19 protein-coding genes are annotated in these 16,812 nt (G+C 62.3%); 8 read left to right on the forward strand and 11 right to left on the reverse strand.

Features of this window, described 5'->3' with window-relative positions:
- Position 1 precedes the first annotated feature (1 nt).
- From NQ490_RS06100 to NQ490_RS06135, 8 genes are all read left to right on the forward strand, one after another.
- Positions 2-373 carry a hypothetical protein gene (locus NQ490_RS06100; RefSeq protein WP_007048328.1) on the forward strand — a complete coding sequence of 124 codons (372 nt, stop codon included), beginning with the start codon at positions 2-4 and terminating at the stop codon, positions 371-373.
- 126 nt (positions 374-499) lie between these two features.
- Positions 500-835, forward strand: coding sequence for a hypothetical protein (locus NQ490_RS06105; protein WP_007048327.1), 336 nt, complete (start codon positions 500-502; stop codon positions 833-835).
- 5 nt (positions 836-840) lie between these two features.
- The gene (locus tag NQ490_RS06110) at positions 841-1,152 is read left to right on the forward strand and encodes a hypothetical protein (RefSeq protein ID WP_050764749.1); all 312 of its coding nucleotides are present in this window, start codon (positions 841-843) and stop codon (positions 1,150-1,152) included.
- Positions 1,152-1,592, forward strand: coding sequence for a carbohydrate-binding protein (locus tag NQ490_RS06115; protein WP_007048325.1), 441 nt, complete (start codon positions 1,152-1,154; stop codon positions 1,590-1,592). The genes NQ490_RS06110 and NQ490_RS06115 overlap by 1 nt, the downstream gene beginning before the upstream one ends.
- On the forward strand, positions 1,589-2,380 hold the full coding sequence (locus NQ490_RS06120) for a M23 family metallopeptidase (RefSeq protein WP_007048324.1): 792 nt from the start codon (positions 1,589-1,591) through the stop codon (positions 2,378-2,380). The genes NQ490_RS06115 and NQ490_RS06120 overlap by 4 nt, the downstream gene beginning before the upstream one ends.
- A 19-nt stretch (positions 2,381-2,399) precedes the next feature.
- Entirely contained in the window at positions 2,400-2,711 is a 312-nt protein-coding gene (locus tag NQ490_RS06125) for a hypothetical protein (protein ID WP_007048323.1), read from the forward strand.
- Between the two features lie 43 nt (positions 2,712-2,754).
- On the forward strand, positions 2,755-3,507 hold the full coding sequence (locus NQ490_RS06130) for a DNA adenine methylase (RefSeq protein ID WP_007048322.1): 753 nt from the start codon (positions 2,755-2,757) through the stop codon (positions 3,505-3,507).
- 75 nt (positions 3,508-3,582) lie between these two features.
- Positions 3,583-3,876 carry a helix-turn-helix domain-containing protein gene (locus NQ490_RS06135; protein WP_007048038.1) on the forward strand — a complete coding sequence of 98 codons (294 nt, stop codon included), beginning with the start codon at positions 3,583-3,585 and terminating at the stop codon, positions 3,874-3,876.
- Positions 3,877-4,024: 148 nt separating this feature from the next.
- Here the strand turns inward: NQ490_RS06135 and NQ490_RS06140 are convergent, their stop codons facing one another.
- The 11 genes from NQ490_RS06140 to NQ490_RS06190 form a co-directional block, all read right to left on the reverse strand.
- On the reverse strand, positions 4,025-4,735 hold the full coding sequence (locus NQ490_RS06140; protein WP_007048320.1) for a gamma-glutamyl-gamma-aminobutyrate hydrolase family protein: 711 nt from the start codon (positions 4,733-4,735) through the stop codon (positions 4,025-4,027).
- Between the two features lie 99 nt (positions 4,736-4,834).
- Positions 4,835-5,392 carry an HAD family hydrolase gene (locus tag NQ490_RS06145; protein ID WP_007048319.1) on the reverse strand — a complete coding sequence of 186 codons (558 nt, stop codon included), beginning with the start codon at positions 5,390-5,392 and terminating at the stop codon, positions 4,835-4,837.
- Positions 5,386-7,020 (reverse strand): DUF6020 family protein, encoded by a 1,635-nt coding sequence (locus NQ490_RS06150; protein WP_007048318.1) that lies wholly within the window; start codon positions 7,018-7,020, stop codon positions 5,386-5,388. The genes NQ490_RS06145 and NQ490_RS06150 overlap by 7 nt, the downstream gene beginning before the upstream one ends.
- Positions 7,021-7,051: 31 nt before the next feature.
- Positions 7,052-8,977 (reverse strand): lysylphosphatidylglycerol synthase domain-containing protein, encoded by a 1,926-nt coding sequence (locus NQ490_RS06155; protein WP_007048317.1) that lies wholly within the window; start codon positions 8,975-8,977, stop codon positions 7,052-7,054.
- A complete protein-coding gene (locus NQ490_RS06160; protein WP_007048316.1) occupies positions 8,974-9,726 on the reverse strand; it encodes a glycosyltransferase family protein in 753 nt (250 codons plus the stop codon). Before NQ490_RS06160 ends, NQ490_RS06155 begins: the two co-directional genes overlap by 4 nt.
- A gap of 21 nt (positions 9,727-9,747) precedes the next feature.
- Positions 9,748-10,776, reverse strand: a complete 1,029-nt coding sequence (locus tag NQ490_RS06165) for an NAD-dependent epimerase/dehydratase family protein (protein ID WP_007048315.1) — start codon at positions 10,774-10,776, stop codon at positions 9,748-9,750.
- A 12-nt stretch (positions 10,777-10,788) separates the two neighbouring features.
- Positions 10,789-11,583, reverse strand: coding sequence for a glycosyltransferase family 2 protein (locus NQ490_RS06170; RefSeq protein ID WP_007048314.1), 795 nt, complete (start codon positions 11,581-11,583; stop codon positions 10,789-10,791).
- A gap of 72 nt (positions 11,584-11,655) precedes the next feature.
- Positions 11,656-13,401 carry a hypothetical protein gene (locus tag NQ490_RS06175; RefSeq protein ID WP_040918659.1) on the reverse strand — a complete coding sequence of 582 codons (1,746 nt, stop codon included), beginning with the start codon at positions 13,399-13,401 and terminating at the stop codon, positions 11,656-11,658.
- Between the two features lie 18 nt (positions 13,402-13,419).
- Complete coding sequence (locus NQ490_RS06180; protein ID WP_007048312.1) at positions 13,420-14,280, reverse strand: glycosyltransferase family protein; 861 nt, start codon at positions 14,278-14,280, stop codon at positions 13,420-13,422.
- Entirely contained in the window at positions 14,277-15,800 is a 1,524-nt protein-coding gene (locus tag NQ490_RS06185; RefSeq protein ID WP_040918657.1) for an oligosaccharide flippase family protein, read from the reverse strand. The genes NQ490_RS06180 and NQ490_RS06185 overlap by 4 nt, the downstream gene beginning before the upstream one ends.
- A 4-nt stretch (positions 15,801-15,804) precedes the next feature.
- Positions 15,805-16,803, reverse strand: a complete 999-nt coding sequence (locus tag NQ490_RS06190; RefSeq protein ID WP_259951676.1) for a glycosyltransferase family 2 protein — start codon at positions 16,801-16,803, stop codon at positions 15,805-15,807.
- Positions 16,804-16,812: the final 9 nt, after the last annotated feature.

Here is a 16,812-nt window from a genome sequence, read left to right on the forward strand (position 1 = left end):
TATGGGGACAGCACTTAGGACGGCCGGCGGCGGCACGGGCGCAAAAGAAATGCTGTGTGGCAACTACTATTATCCAGGCGAAGGAAACGCCATCACTTGCGGGTTTTATTATCTGACTAAGGATGGGGCCTATGGCGACCCGAATATCGACAGCTCTGTCGCTGGCGAGTATCTGGAGATCCGTGCCTCGCGGGATGGATCGTCTTGGAGCAAGGGCGCGGAGGTGACAGCAAAAAAACCGTTCTCTGGCGTGCTCTACACATCACCGTCCAATGGCATCTATCAAGAGTCTCAAGATGTGACCTATGACAGTGGAGACACGGTAATCGACTTTTACTCAAAAGTCGGGAAGTTTATTCTCGAAATAAAATGATAGAGCTTTCCGTGAAAACGTCAAGTAAGGAGTGTGTAAAATGACAAATTACCGTATTTTTAGCCCCCCCCCGATAGCTGACGAGGTCGTTGGCACATTGCACAAACCCCAAAGGGGGTGCGTGTGATGGGCACGGCACCGAGATTTCCGGGAGGTGTCCAATTGCCAGCAGAGCTGGTCGTCAACTTGGCGCTGGCGACATATGGCAACTACGAGGACAATAACAACGGCACCGACATCTATACATTTTGCGGATATGGGTCGATGTTGTGCAACTCAAACACTGGCAATGGCGCGGTGAGCACAATCACGCGATACGACAAGGCTGGCCGGCAACTCGGCGGAACAGATAGCTTTGTCGACGGCAAGACGGTGGATGTGACCGGCGCCTATAGGGTCAACATAAGGCTATCCAACAGGCAAAATGGTTTTTTTTACGGAAAAGCGACATTTACAAGGTGAAAATAATGAAAACATACGACGAAAAGACAGGCCTCGAGATCGAGAACCCGGACCTGGAGGCGGGCTACGTATACCCGGGCCGCAAAAAAATCGGCACCGAAGAGCGGGTGCTGGAGGGCACCGTGACGGAGCGCCGGCCGGAGGGCCTGCGCCAGCTTGTGGATGTGTGGGAGGATTGCCAGTACTACCACGAGTATACGGAGGACGAGCTGGCGGCCATGCAGCCGCCGGAAGAGCCGAGCGGCGACACCGAGGCGCGGCTGGCCGCGCTGGAAGATGAGCTGGCAGCTGCGAAAATCCTTTTGGGGGTGGAGTGATGACGCTTACGGAGCTGGCGCGCAAGCTGCGTCCGCTGATCGAGCAGGCGGTGGAAAGCCTGGACGATGAGACTGCCGTGCAGGGCGTGCAGCTTTTCCCGGCGTGGGCGGCCGGTGTGGCCGTGCAGGTAGGCCAGCGCTACCAGTACAACGGGCAGCTGTACAAGGTCGTGCAGGCGCACACCACACAGGCCGACTGGACGCCGGACAAGACCCCGGCGCTGTGGGCGGCCGTGGCGGCTGACCCGCAGCAAGGTACGGTGGACAACCCCATCCCGGCGGTACGCGGGATGGAGTACACCTACGGGCTGTACTACAGCGACGGCGGAACGGTGTATCTGTGCAAGCGCACAGGAGAGGAGGACGGCGGCACGGTGGTACTGCAGTATCTGCCCCACGAACTTGTAGGGCAGTATTTTGAGGAGGTAAAAGCCACATGATCCAGACTGGTATCTTCAAGGGCCGCGTGCAGATCCCCTACGCCTACGGGCGCTATGGCTGGACGCGCGGCGGCGGCAAGACCTGGCACGGCGGCATCGACCTGGTAGGGCTGGATGATCCCACCATCTGCATGCCGTACTACACCGCTGCGGACGGCGCGCAAAAGGCAATCCGGGGCACCGTGACCCGTGCCCGCATCGTAACAGATCACAGCGATAAAACCTGGGAATGGGGGTGGTACATCTGCGTGCAGCTGGATGCTGCTCAGACCCCCGACGAGGTGAATTTCCTGTATTTCTGCCATTGCGCGCGGTTGCTGGTGCAGGCGGGACAGAAAGTGCAGAGCGGCGACGCGCTGGCAGTGATGGGCAACAGCGGGAACGCGGCGCTGAACGACCCGCCGTACAAGCACTGTCACTTGGAGGTGCGCGCCACGTCCACCGGCGTGGGGCTTGATCCGACGCGGTACAGCGGCGCCGAAAACGCCGTGGGCACATACGGCACGGCAGCGATTCCCGTACCGGCCCCCACAGAACCGGCTGCAAGCATGGAAACGATCCAGCTTGTTACGCTGGGTCCGTTGACTGTTGGGGAGGCTTCCAAAGTGGCGATTCTGGCCGGATCTCTTCTGCTGGATGAAGATCGGTATAGCATGCTGCAAGTCGACGCCAGCCATTTCGCGGCAACCATGACTGTAAGCAACGGGGATGCCATGCGCTTTTTGGCGTTGGCGCAAAGTGAGGGCTGGGACAGCCGTAAGATGTACCACAGCCGCTTTGTAGGATAAACTTAGGAGGAAATACATTATGAGTATGATCGTATTGGCAATCGTTCTGGCCATCACCGTCGAGGGTGTGGTGGAAATCGGCAAGAGCATCGGCAAGGCTGTGCTGGGGGGCAGCTACAAGACCGCCATCACGCAGGTGGCGGCGCTGGTTTTCGGCTGCCTGTTCTGCGTTGCGGCCAAGGCAGATGTGTACAGTGCCCTGGGCATCACCTTTGAAATCCAGTGGCTCGGCATGGTTTTGACTGGCGTACTGGCCAGTCGAGGCTCCAACTACATTTCAGATTTCATCAAGCGTCTGCAGGATGTTTCCGGCGCAGTGACCGGCAAGTAATTTTCAATCCAGATCATCTTTTCGCCCCAGAAAGGATGATTATATGCAAAGTTTTATGGGTTGGATTGGCGGAAAGCGCGTGCTGCGCAAGACGATCCTGGAGCAGTTTCCTCAAGACATTACCCGCTACATAGAGGTTTTTGGCGGCGCCGGTTGGGTCCTTTTTGGCAAAGAGCCCGGCGATTGCATGGAGGTTTTCAACGACGCCGACGGCAGCCTGATCAATGTATATCGCTGTATTAAGTATCACCCGGATGCGCTGGCTGCCGAGCTGCAAGGACTGCCGCATTCACGGGAGGTTTTCCTCGACTGGAGAGAGCAGACCGAGCAGCACGGTCTGACAGATATCCAGCGCGCGGCGCGCTGCCTTTACCTGGTCAAGATGAGTTTCGGCTCAGACCGGCGAACATTCGCCACGGCTCCAAAAATTGCAGGCAACATTTCTGCATCTTTTGCAGAGGTCCAAGAGCGCCTGCGTAAAGTTATCATTGAGCACCTGGACTTTGAGCAGCTCATCCATACCTATGACCGCCCCGGCGCACTCTTCTATTGTGACCCACCGTACATGGGCACAGAGTGGTACTACCAGCACCCATTTGCGCGTGAGGATCATGAGCGTTTGGCGCGTGTGCTGCACAGTATCAAGGGGCGGTTCATCCTCTCGTATAACGATTGCCCGGAGGTGCGCGAACTGTACTGCGACTGCGCGGTTGAGCCCGTCACAAGAATCAATTCTCTCCCTGGCGCGCCCGGCAAAGACCCAACCTACAAAGAGCTTCTGATCCGCAACTACTAACGCAATTCGTTATACTCTATCAAAAACGGGACACGCCCCAGCTGGCTCTATTAAAATGGTCGGCGGGGCGATCAGATGATCAAAAATCATCTGTCTCGTTTGCTTGGGGAAAAGCGTTGGTCGCAAGCACGCCTTGCGCGTGAAACAGGTATTCGGCCGTCTACGATCTGCGCTTACTATAACGAATTCGCGGATAGGATCAGTCTGGAACACCTGGATCGAATCTGTGAGGCGCTGGACTGCCAAGTTGAGGATGTGCTGGAGTACATCCCGAACAAGCAGAAGCGGACCGGGAATTGCTTGATTCTCGAAGAACACGGAAACCCAAGAGACAATGAGACAGGAAAAGGGCGTTTAAGGAGGCTTTAAAAACCTCTTAAACGCCCTTTTCTTTTTTCATTTTATCAGCAAAATGTTCTCATTTTTTTTGCAAAGCGACAGTGGTCGTTACCCCCAGTATACCGCGGCCCCGGCGCGAAATCTATCGCATCCCGGTCATATTTGCGTAAAAAAACGGTCAACAGGCCCCCACAAAGGCGGCAAAGATGTTACGGCTGTCCTCGCTGACCTTCCAGGAGAACTCAGGGTGCCACTGCACCGCCCAGACAAACCGCTTGCCCGGCTCGTACACCGCCTCCACGATGCCGTCCGGCGCGGTGGCCATGGCGGTGAGTCCCGGCGCCAGGGTGTGGATGGCCTGGTGATGGTAGCTGTTCACCGGCAGGGTGTCCTTGCCCAGCAGCTCGGCCAGCGGGGTGCCGGGCAGCAGCCGCACCGTGTGGATGGGTGCCTCGTAGGCGCCGGTCTGGTGGTGGTTGACCTCCGACGGGTACTCCACCGGCAGGTCCTGCCAGAGAGTGCCCCCCAGCGCCGCGTTGAGGAACTGGATGCCCCGGCAGATGCCCAGCACCGGTTTGTCCTGGGCGCGGGCCAGCGCCAGCAGCGCCGTCTCCATGGCGTCCCGCTGGGGGCTGGTCTCGCCGCAGAGGGCCGTCTGCGCCGCGCCGTAGACCGACGGTTCGACGTCCTGCCCGCCGGTGAGCAGGAACCCGTCACAGGTACGGACCAGCTGTTCCAGCGCCGCCGGATCCTGGGTCAGCGGCAGCATCACCGGCACGCCGCCCGCCTGCTGGATGCCCTCCATGTAGCCGGGCAGCATCCAGTAGCTGGCCCGCTGGTAGTCCATGAGCGGCACAAGCCCGATCAGCGGGCGCTTTGCGTTTTCCATCGTTCTTTCCTCCCTGAAAAAAAAACGAAGATGTCCGGGTGGGCATCTTCGCCTTGTGTCGTTGGTATTGTAGCGCGTTTGGGCCGTTCCCGTCAAGGGTCAAAATTGTTCCACCTTGAACACCGCGGCGCCGCTGGCTTTTGCCGCCGCCAGGCCCGGGCCGGAATCCTCGAAGATCATCGTCTCCGCCGGGGTGACGCCGAACTGCGCCATGGCCCGGAGATAGCCCTCGGGATCGGGCTTGCTCTTCTCCACATCCTCACTGGTGAGGATCAGGTCGAACCAGCACACACAGCCGAAATGGCTGAGCACCTCGGTGGCGTTGCGGCGGCTGCCGGTGGTGACGCAGGCCAGCCGGTGCCCCGCCGCCCGCATGTTCTGCAGCAGCTCGAAGAGGGCCCGGTTGGGCCGCACCGTGTGGAGGAACTGTCCGTACAGTTCCTTTTTGCGGTCATGCACCCGCTCCACGTCGGCGGGGTCGGGATCCCCGCCCATGAGCGGGCGGAGAAATTCCTTGTAATAGCCGCCGTTGCAGCGCTCGGCGTAGTATTCGTCAGTGACGGTGAACCCCTGTTCCTCCAGGGCGGCGCGGTAGGACGCCGCATTGGCGGGGATCGTGTCCAGCAGGGTACCGTCCAGGTCGACGCAGATCAGCATGTCAAAAGCTCCTTTCCTTGGCAGGCCGTTTTGGCGGGGCAGCGCCGGTTGAACCAGGCGGCCAGGGCGCCAAAGGCGACCACATAACCAAACAGGTATACCGACATGTAATACATAAAATAGGTGTCCGGGGCGGTGGCAAAAATCAGCGGCACCTTACACAGATTGCAGAACACCAGATAGGCAAACAGCCACCGGCGTTTTCGCACCCCATATACCAGGGCCGCCAGGGCAAACACGAGGGGCGGCAGCAAATTCCAGAAAATATGGTTGCTCAGATTTTTGTTTCCATCTTCATCCCGGCCCGCCAGCAGGCGGATCGTTGCCTCCCGCAGCGAAACGTTCAGGGCCTCCCCGTTTTCTTTCCAGCTCTTCGCTTCCGCGGTGTCCGGCATAAAGATGCGGATCGTCCGGGTATAGGGATCATACTGGAAATCATTGAAGCCCAGCGTATTCCAGAACATTCCGGCACGCTCCTGCAGAAAAGCGGCCGGATAGCGCAGGACCAGCTGCAGGCAGGTCTTCTGGAAGGCCCGGTATTCTTCCTGCGTATAGGAGAGTACCGCCCCGTCCCAGTACAGTGCAGAACCGCTGGCCAGGGGCTCTGCCATCAAACGATCCCAGTCCAGCACTTTGCCGATGGCATCGTGCTGTTCCTCCCGCAGACCGTCGGGGTGACGTTCGGCCTCCCGGATGACTTCCACCACCGGGTTGATGATCGCCATGACGGCATAATTGTCGTTGCCGATGAGGCCGGTATTGTACCGTCCGATGGCCACCACGGCGGCGCAGACCGCCAGCGTCGCCGCCAGGCAGCGTTTCCAGCGGCGGCGTCCGGCAATGAAAAGCAGCAATCCCAGCACAAGGACGATATAGTAAAGATTTTCCGACCGCCAGGCAGCCGTCAGGATTGCCGCCGTCAGGAAAAGACACAGATTGCCCACCGTGCGCGCACCGGGCGTCCGGGCCATCCGCCAGGTGAGCGCCAGCAGCAGAAGCTCCAGATAACTGCACAGTGTGTTGCGGAATTTGGAATAATCGTAAAAAAGGATCGGCGGCAGGAAAAACGCCAGATCGGCCAGCAGGACCGCCACGCCATGATATCGCCGGCCGCGGTCCAGAAGCCCGGTATCCACAAGAGTCAGGCAATACCCCGACACAAAGGCCGCAATGACCAGCTGGACCACCACGATCCCGCCCGCCGAAGGCAGAAAATAGGCCGAAAGGATCATTGCCTCCGAAGAGAGATAGTGCTGCCAGGCATACAGGCTATAGGAGCGTGCCTGGTTGAGCACATGGATGTCATCCCAGGACCAGGTCCCCGGCCAGAGCAGCAGCATAAGCGCCAGCAGGACCAGCAGATTCACCGCCGTATAGCGCAGGAATTTACGGGAAAAGGCATCCTTTTGCAGGACCGCACGGCAGATCAGGCGGCGCATTGCCACCACCAGCAGGATCAGCAGCAGCAGAAAAATCCGCCGATATTCCCAGCGGGGCTCCTGAAAAAAGTACAGATCCACGCCGAAGCGGCAATAAAGTCCCCAGTACAGTACCGCACCGCAGGCTGCCAGCCCGTCCCAGCGGGAAAACCGGAACCATTTCTGCCTGTCCGATAGTTTGTTCAGCATATCCGTTGCAACATTCCTTTACGCAGGGATTTCAGCGCTCCGCATGGTCGGCGGCATCGTTGGCCACCACGACCAGCCCCGCGTAGAACATGGCCGCCCGTTTGCGGTCGCGGGAGAGCTTATAGGGCATCAGCCGCAGCCAGTGGATGACCTCGTGCATGAGGATGCTGTCCAGCTGGTCGGGATAGCGCCGCCCCAGGTCCGCCATCAGGTCGGCGAACAGGGCGTCGTAGGCCGCCGAGCGGGTCAGGGCAAAATCAATGTGATTTTCCCGGACGCTGACCCGGGGGGTCATCATCATGAACTCGTAGCCGCCGTGCAGGCTCTGCAGCAATTTGCCGTAGTCCAGGAAGGGACTTTCGTGCAGATTGCCGGTGTTGGGGTCGATGAGGTACCAACCCTTGTCGTCGGTGCGGCAGATGATGTTCTCGATGGTCAGGTCCCCGTGGATGGTCGCCACCGGGTCGGCGGCAAAGAGTTTACGCAGCCGGTCGTGGTCAAACAGCCAGGCCAGCTGGTTCAGGTTCCGGTATTCTCTGCCGTTGATCCACACGGTGGGATATTCCAGCAGCTCGTGCAGGCCGCGGGCCTCCCGCAGCTTCTGCAGGTTGCCGTCCACCTTCGTGGCAATGTACTTCTCAATGGTGCCGGGATCGGCGGCCGTGGCCGTGGGGCGGTAGAGCTTCTCCTCCAGGGTGTCCAGCACCCCGTGGAGCACGGCGGCGCTCTTCTCCACCGGGTTGGAGTGCAGATACCGGAACATTCCCACCGCCTGGGGATCGTAGGTCATATCATACCAGCAGCAGTCGGCGTCCTCCCCGGTGCGCAGGATCTCGCACAGCGGCAGCCGGTCCTGCTGCGCCCGCAGCCAGTGCAGCTGCTCGGCCAGCTTTTTGCCGTCGGCCCCGAAGGCATATTTGCGGTAGAAGGTCCGGGTCTTGTCCATGCAGAGCATGGTGGTGGCGTTGGAACCCGCCGAGTAATCCTGCAGGATGGTGATGTCCTGGTTCATCTGGAGGAACCGGTCCACCCAGGCTTTGTTCTGCAGCCCGAAATACTGGCTCAGAAAGGCCGCCCGGTCCTGGGGGTCCGCCTGGGGCAGCAGGTTGAGGTAGCTTTCCCCCGCCGGCGCCGCCGCGGTGGCCTGGTTCATCGCCCCGCGCACCCGCTCGGGCAGCAGGGTGGCCAGCCACATGACCAGCAGCGGCAGCAGATACCAGCTGAGCATCGCCGCACAGGCCGCCACCGGCGCCCCGGCCAGCACGCCCCCCGGCAATACCACCCGCAGGTCCCCCGCCGACTGCCCGAACAGCGCGCCGAACACATCCACCAGCTGCATGGGATGCCCGGCCTCGGTCAGGGCGGCGGCCAGTGCCATGTAGGACCCCAGATAGGCCACCCACATGATGACGGTGTTCGCCGCCAGCCGCACCAGGTTGATCCGGCGCAGGTCCTTGAAGGTGTTGATGAGGCTCCAGCAGAAGACCATGCCGTCCAGTTTGAGGGTATCGTTGAAGATGCCGCAGACCGCCAGGCAGCCCCGCTTGATGGCATCCCGGAGCATGACCACCACCACCAGGGCGACGGCCAGCACCACCGCAAAGACGAGATAGATCCGGGCCGCCTGCAGAGCCGCCGTGCCCCCCTGCCCGGCCAGGGCAAAGGCCGCAAAGCCCAGCGCCACGAACCAGACGTCCAGGAAGCGGTCCATGATGACGGTGGCCAGGGCAAAGCCTACGCCGGATTTCATCCGCCGGCCCACGAAGATGGCCCGGAAGAGGTCCCCCAGGTGCAGCGGCAGCAGGGTATTGATGGCATAGCCGCCGGCCATGCCCCGCAGCATGGTGCCGCGCTGGGGGCGCTCATAGATACGCACAAACTGTTCCCAGCGCAGCAGCCGGAAGGCATGCCCGGCCAGCACCAGCAGGATGGCGAGAAGCAGATATCCCATCATCATTCCAGCGCCTCAAAATCCGCGTCGTGGGCAGGAGCTTCGGCGGCACGGTATTCCTCCGGCGTGCCGAAGGGCAGATGCAGATCGGTGGCAAAGCCCTGCACCGCCGCACCGTGGGCCGCCAGCACGTTGTAGATGCCCGACACAAAGAATTCCTTGTACTGGCAGGCATGCAGGTACTCGGCACAGGCGTCGGCGTAGGTCTTTTTGTCCTTGAAATAGTAGGCGCCGCAGATGGCGTCGTGGCTGACCACCTGTTTTTCCACCGTATGGCAGACGTTGCCGTCAGCGCCGTACTGCAGATAGCTGTAGGCCGGGGAATCGCTCGGGAAGGTCAGCAGCGCCCCCGCCGGGCCGTCGGCAAAGCGGCCGTCGGCGCAGAACCGGTTGAAGGACCGGCAGACAAACAGATGATCGCAGTCGTTGAAGAGCAGCGGTTCCCCGTCGGGCAGGCCCTCGGCCCCCTTCAGCGCCGTGATGGCCGCCCCGGCCGTAACTTCGGGCAGGGCGATGATCCGGGCGTCGGGCCAGCAGCGACGGATCTTTTCGTCGATGGCAAAGTCCCGGATGTGCTCCTCCAGCACCACAAAGGTCAGGTCGGCGCAGTCCACGAACTTTTCCACGCTGCGCGCTGCCCAATAAAAGAAGGGTTTGCCATGGATTTCGATCAGCGGTTTGGGGCAGACGAAGCCGTTTTCAAAAAAACGGCTGCCACGGCCCGCCATGGGCAGGATCAGATGCAGTTTGGACATAAGGCGGCTCCTTTTTGCTGCTCAGGCGTTGTCCCGGGCAGCCAGCATTTTGCATTCTTCCTCGATCACACGGGCAAGCCCGGTCTCGATGTCCACCTGGGGCACCCAGCCGTAGGCTTCCCTGGCGTGGGCATTGTCGCAGAGGCTGAACTTGTTCACCTCATGGTCCAGAATCTCCGGCTTGATGCCGTAGGCCCCGCCGTACAGTTCGGGATACTTGGCCCAGTAATGGCTGGTGGGGCAGTATTTGGCCTCGATGTCCTTGCCCATCAGCCGGCAGGCGGTGGCGTAGAGTTCCCGTACCGAGTAGCTCTGGTTGCTGGACACGTTCACCGCATCAAAGCCGGGCTGGGGCCGTTCGACGACCCGCAGGGCCAGGGCGATGAGGTCATCCACATAGATGTAATCCCGGCGCTGGTTGCCGTCCGAGTGGAATTCCGGCGTGCGGCCGTAGTACAGTTCCCGGATCATATACCCCACAAAGGGCGGCTGCTTGCGCAGGCAGTCGATGTGAGGACCGTAGACGTTGGCAAACCGCAGGCAGGTCACCGTCATGCCGTAGGTGTCGGCGAAGCTCTGGCAGAACCGCTCGCCGCAGTACTTGGTGTTGGGGTAGATCAGCGTGGGGGTGTGGAAGGAAGTCTCCACCGTGGGGAATTCCGTCTCGTTCTCATACATGGCGTTGGTGGACGCCTGCACCACCTGCTTCACGCCGGTGCGGCGGGCGCACTCCAGCAGATGCACCAGGCCCAGGGTGTTCACCTCCACCGCCTGCACGGGATCGCTCTGGCAGTCCGGCAGCGGCGCGATGCCCGCAATGTTGTAGACCACGTCGAACTTTTCCGCCTCGAACAGCGCCGGGATGGCCTCCCGGTCGCGGATGTCCATCCGGCGTACTTCCGGCCCGAAATCGTGATCCTCAAATTTCAGGTTGTCCAGGTTGCCGTAGGAGAAATTATCGATGCCCACGACCTCATCGCCGCGCTTCCACAGCGCATGCCACAGCTGACCGCCGATGAACCCGGCAGCGCCCGTTACCAGAACTTTCATAGAAAAACCTCCTTACCGCCGCACCGGAATTTCGGTGTAGGTGTAGTCGTCGATAATCTTGTCCCGCCATTCCCGGGCCACAAAGGCTTTGGGGCTGCGCAGATACCGCCCGCAGAGTTTGAGCAGGCTGATGCCGAAGCTGGTGAGCTTGTTGTTGCTGACCTGATCCTCCTCCCGCCAGCTGATGGGGAAGAACAGCACCTTCTGCCGAAGCTGGCAGAGAGCCAGGATCATGCAGTCGTTGAAATAGAGGGTGTCGGGGAATTTTTTGTAGTATTCATTTTTCAGCGGCGCCACGGCGTAGAGGTTCAGCCCGCTGCCCAGATCGGTGATGCGGTGCCGCGCCACCAGGGTGAAAAGGGCATTGAAGCCGTGGTTGCCCACCACCCGCAGGGTGCTGTAGCCCTGGATGCGGCTGCCCTTCATGAACCGGGAACCCAGGCAGCAGTCGTATTTCAGATAGGTGCCGTCCTGCAGAATGGGCAGCAGATCGGCGATGGCGCCCTGGTCGTCGCCGTGGAGCACCACCAGATGGTCGTACCCGTGGGCCGCCGCGTAGCCGAAGGCCACCTTGTGGCTGCCGCCCAGCCCGTAGTTCTCGTCGTTGCGCAGAAGGTGCACCGGTGCCTCGGGGTGGCGGCGGCACCAGTCCTGGACGGCGTTTTCGGTGCCGTCGGTGGAGCGGTTGTTCACCACGATGCATTCCCCCACCCAGGGAGCGATGCGGGGGTCCAGCAGCTGGGACAGCACCCGGGGCACCTGCTTTTCGCAGTTGTAAGCCGGGATGAATACGAGCAGTTTTTCCATGGGTCAAACTCCTTTGCAGCAATTCGGTTTCAGCATAGCACAAAATGGTGCCGTCCGCAACGGGCCGGGACCTTATTCCGCCCAGCCGTCCACCACGAGCACCTGCAGGCTGGCCGTGCCGTGGAGGACGGTGTACCGGTCGGTGATGGCAAAATGTTCCTCCAGCCAGGCATGGAAGGCGTCCATATCCCGCACCTCGGCGTCGTCATAGAGGATGACGTCGGGGAGTTTGTCGGGCATAAGGGTGTAATATTCCTCGAAGCGGGGGTCGCTGTCGGTGCCCGAGATCACCGAGGCCTGGGCCACTTTCAGGGTGCCGTCAGCCATCAGGAAGCCCAGGCCGTGCTGTTCACCGATGGCCTGCAGCAGCTGTTTGCCCCCGTAGGGCTGCAGCGCTTCATAGAGACATTCCTGCATATCGGCGGCCTTCTGGTCGGCCCAGATGCCTTTGGCGGGGCCGTTCTCGATCTGGACCAGAGGGGTGTCGGTGATGTCGGCGGGTTTCCAGCCCACCGTCTGCACCAGCCACAGCCGGCAGGCCACCAGGTAGAGCAGCAGGGTACCCAGCACCGCCAGGGGCAGCAGCCGCACGGCGGGGCGCCGCAGCGCCAGCGCCGCCACACTGCACAGCGCCGGCCAGAACAGATACATGAAGGTGGTGGGCAGCGAGGTCAGGGTGGAGCGCAGGATCATCAGGTAGGCCGCCACCCCGGGCAGCCAGCCCAGCCAGAACAGCAGGGTGCGCGCCGGGCGGCCCTCCCCGCAGCGGCGGTCCAGCCAGAAGGTCACGCCGCCGGCCACGGTGGCCGCCAGATACATATGGCGGAAATCCAGGTTCTCATCCTGCAGACCGTACTGGGTACAGCGCAGCGCCAGGCAGGCCACAAACACCCAGAGCAGCCGCTCGGCCAGCCGGGCCGGGGCGGGGCGTCCCCCCAGGCAGGAAAGCGCCGTGACCACCACGGCCGCCAGACCGGGCCAGGCCATGAACCGGAGCATGGTCACCGTCTGGCTCAGCAGCACCTGTGCCCGCTGGGCGGGGGTGAAGTCGTACTGGGGATCCTCCAGCACCAGCTGCACCCGCTGGAGGAAGGCGCCCGGGTCAAAGTCCATGCCCTGCAGCACCCACAGCAGGAACGCGACGCCGCAGACGGCGCAGCTGCCCGCAAAGACCAGCGCGCCCCGGGGCACCGGGCCCAGCCGGGGTTCCCCGCCGCGGCGGCCCAGCAGCACCATCCCCAACAGAAACACCGGCGCCGCGGCCACACTCTGGGGATAGGCCAGGAAACTCAGGCAGGCGCACACCGCCCCTGCCGCCACCCGGGCCGGGGTGCGGTACTGCCGGGGACCGGGGGCATAGTAGCCGTACCAGCACAAAAAAGCCGCCAGCGTGTAGTGGAACTGCTGGCTGACGTAATCGGGGCCGAGAAACCATTTGGGGGTGAAAGCCAGCAGCAGGAGCGCCCCGATCCAGGCCGCCGGTCGGCCCAGCGCCCCGCGCAGGCTGCGATAGAACCAGAAGCTCAGGGCAGCCTTGAGGGCCAGCATCACCACCCGGACAAAGAGCAGCAGGCCGGTGGTGGTACCGGTGACCGCCAGGAAGAGCGCCACCAGCGGTGCAGCCGTCAGGGCGCTGAGCTGGTGGGGTTCCCACATGGTCTCAAAGAGCCGGTCGCCGCTGACCAGCCGGAACCCCAGGGACAGGGCATATTCCTCGTCGATCTCCAGTCCCACGAAAAGGCTGCGCAGCAGCGCGGCCGCGGTCAGCAGGGCGGCCGTCACCGCCGCCGTCCGTCGGACCATCGGCTTTTCCGTCATCTTGCCCATGCCTCCTCTTCAGCGGGTCCGGGGCGGGTCCACCCGGCGGCGCAGCAGCGTGTCCCGCGCCCACCACAGATAGGGCAGCCAGTTGAGGCAGAAGGCCTCCCACTTGCGCTGCAGATAGTTCTGCCGCCGGCCCTGCTGCCGGACCGCGCTCATATCGATATAGTGCGATTTCTGCAGCACCCGGATGGCCTCCTTGCCGGTGGGGGTCTCCTCCGGCGTGCAGTACTCGGGGGGCAGGATGCGGAACCGTTCCGGGCACTCCGCCACCAGCCGGTTGAGCTGGCTCTCGTCATGGCAGCGGGCGATGATCCCCCGCTGCAGATCCTCGTCGGTGCGGGCTTTCAGTTCCCGGCACATCTCCAGGAACGCCCCGCTGGCACCGCCGTTGATGCCCCCCGCCACATAGTAGGTCCCGCAGTTGTAGGGGATGCCGGCACGGCATTTGCGGCGGCGCTCATAGGGATGGAAGATGGGGTTGCGCCCGTAATAGGGCAGATGGCAGACCACCGTCAGCTCCTGGCCTTTGGCGGCGTCGGGCAGCAGCTCCCCGGCGGTAACGTCCCGCAGGCAGTGCAGATTGGCGTTGGCAAAGAACAGATAATCGTAGTCCGCCAGTGCCTCGGCCTGGCTCAGAAACGCATCAAAGCGCTGCATCGTGCTGTAGGGCCAGGGCAGCGCCTCCTGCTGGAAGCGGCGCACATCGGGCTGGTCCTCATAGTCGATGGAGGCCGCGTCGGTGAAGACGAAGAAGGTGCGGTCGCAGTCCGGCAGGAAATGCTGCCGGAAATTGGGATAGAAGTCGTGCCAGAAGACCTGGTAGGCGCCGGTGCAGAGATAAAGCACCGCCACACGGATACGGGATTCACTCATGATTGTTTCCTCCTTGTCTGCAGGATGCGCAGCGCGTAGCTGCGCAGATAGGCGGCATCCGTCCCCCAGGCGTAGACCGCCAGGTTCAGGGCGTTGGGCAGCAGGCAGACCACCACGGCCCGCAGCACCAGCCCGGCGATGCCGCCGGGCAGCAGGCTGCAGACCGCCGCCGTGCCCAGCATACAGACCGCCAGGGTCACCAGGTGCAGTGCCTGCATGCGCAGGTAGTGGGCCTCGCTGCCCTTCATATAACAGCGGAAGACCACCCGGATGCGCCCGCCCCACATGATGCAGTGGGCCACCACGGTGGCCGCCAGGGCGCCGCTGATTCCCATGAGGGGGAACAGGATAAAGCTCAGCGCCAGGTTGACGGTAGCGGAAGCCACCATGAACCACTGGTCCTCCTCAAAATGGCCCAGCACCGCGCGGTAGGACCCGAGCATGCGGTGGTTCCAGCCCACATATTCGTTGAGGCAGAACGCCACCAGGAAGCTGGTGGGCAGCAGCCACTGTTCCCCCATCCACAGCAGCATGAAGGGCTGGAACAGGCAGAAGTAGGCGGTGGCCACAAAGCTGCCGAAGAAATAGCTGAACAGGTCCATGCTCCAGAAGACCTGTTTGTCGTGGTCGTTGGCGGTGGCCGTCTTGTCGTAGACGATGTTGCCGATGGCCGCGGCAAAGCTGTCCATGATCTTGTTGCCGATGTTGGTGGCGCTGTCGGCGATGCCGGTGTAGTTGCCCAGCTCGGTGGTGCGGGTGGCGCCGCCCATGCTGGAGGTGACGATGGTGTCCGACGAGCCGTAGATGGTATTGGACAGCCGGTGCACCAGGTAGTACCGCAGATCGTGGAAGATGCCCAGTTCCTTGAAATCGGCCAGGGTGACCGGGACGTCCCGGACCCGGGGGAAATCCCGGCGGTACCGCCAGGCGATGACCAGGTTGGCGCAGACGTTGAAGACGATGGTGACGCTGAAATACAGCACATAGTTGGGCCACCACAGCGACACCGCGATGCGGGCCAGATAGTTGAGCACCGTGCAGACCATATCGATGCGGGTGCACAGATAGCCCTGCTGGGTGCAGGTGTACATGAGCCGCCGGGTGATGAGGAAGTAGCTGCACAGCGTGGAGATGGTGTTCAGGCCATAGACGGTGTAGCCGGTCTGCAGCGGCACGTCGGGCATGATCCAGGGCAGGGCCGCGGCGCCGATAAGGGCCAGCAGGGCGATGGCCAGCCCCACCACGCGGTAGGCCCATTTGTACATCGACATGTATTTGCTGATCTTTTCATCATCCCGGGCGGCGATCTGCTCGTACAGACGGTAGCTGATGACACTGCCCACGCCGAACTCGGCGATGGAGAAAAAGTTGAAGAGTTTTTCCACCACCTGGGAGGCGTTGGTGATCTCGGGGCCGAAATTGTAGACCAGCAGACGGCGGGTGACCAGCCCCAGCAACAGAAGCAGGAAGCTGGACGCCAGGGCGTAGGCCATATTGATCAGGGTACGTTTGGTTCGCAAGGTCTTATCCTTTCTTGAGGCAGGCGGCCGCCCACAGGGCCAGCCGGGGACCGCAGAGGCGCATCAGCGTCTGGAACAGCCGCCAGTCCCGGCGGGTGCGCACCTGGATGCCGCGGGCGTAGAGCGGCCGCAGCGACTTGAGGCAGGGCAGGCAGCGGCGGCGCACTTTGGCGTCACGCACGGCGGCGGTGCGTGCCTGCGGCCAGAAGACGTCGGCAAAGGCGTCCTCCATGCAGCGGTAGACTTCCGGCGTGACCCGGCCGGTGGCCTGCAATGCCGCCAGATGCCGCTGCGCCGCCGCCAGCGAGGAGAACCGCCGGGGCAGATTGTGGGGATCGGTGAGCAGACTGCCCTGCCGCCCCACCCGATAGTGGGTGAAGACCAGGTCCAGGAAGTACAGGCATTCACATTCGTTGAGCAGCGTCAGGATGAACAGGCAGTCCTCAGCCCAGCTCACGTCCCGGCGGAACCGCACCCCGGTCCCCAGCAGAAAGCTGCGCCGCAGGCAGTATTTCCACACCGCCCAGTGGGCGGCGGTGTACAGCGCGTGCAGCCGCTCGCCGTAGTCGGTGCTGTCAAAAGGGCCGGGCAGCAGCCGCTGGCCGGTGTGCTCGGTCAGGGAGCCGTCGGCCTGCCATTCCAGGTGCCGGCCGATGAACCAGTCGTACCCCGGATGGGCCGTCAGTTCCCGGCGCAGCGCCGCCAGCAGTCCCGGCGCCATGGCGTCGTCCCCGTCCAGGAAGAGCAGCCACTCCCCCGTCGCCGCACGGATGCCCGCATTGCGCGCCGCCGACGGCCCGCCGTTTTTCCGGTGCAGGACCTGCACGCCGGGGATCTCCGCCGCAAAGGCATCGCAGAGCTGGGGGGTCATGTCGGTGGAACCGTCGTCCACCAGCAGGCACTCCCAGTCCCGGGGGCCTTCCTGCTCGGCCACGCTCTTGATGCACGCCGCCAGATAATTCTGCACGTTGTACACCGGAATGATGATGGAAAACAGCGGCACGGCGGCCCC

Source organism: Subdoligranulum variabile, assembly GCF_025152575.1.
Classification (GTDB): Bacteria; Bacillota; Clostridia; order Oscillospirales; family Ruminococcaceae; genus Gemmiger; species Gemmiger variabilis.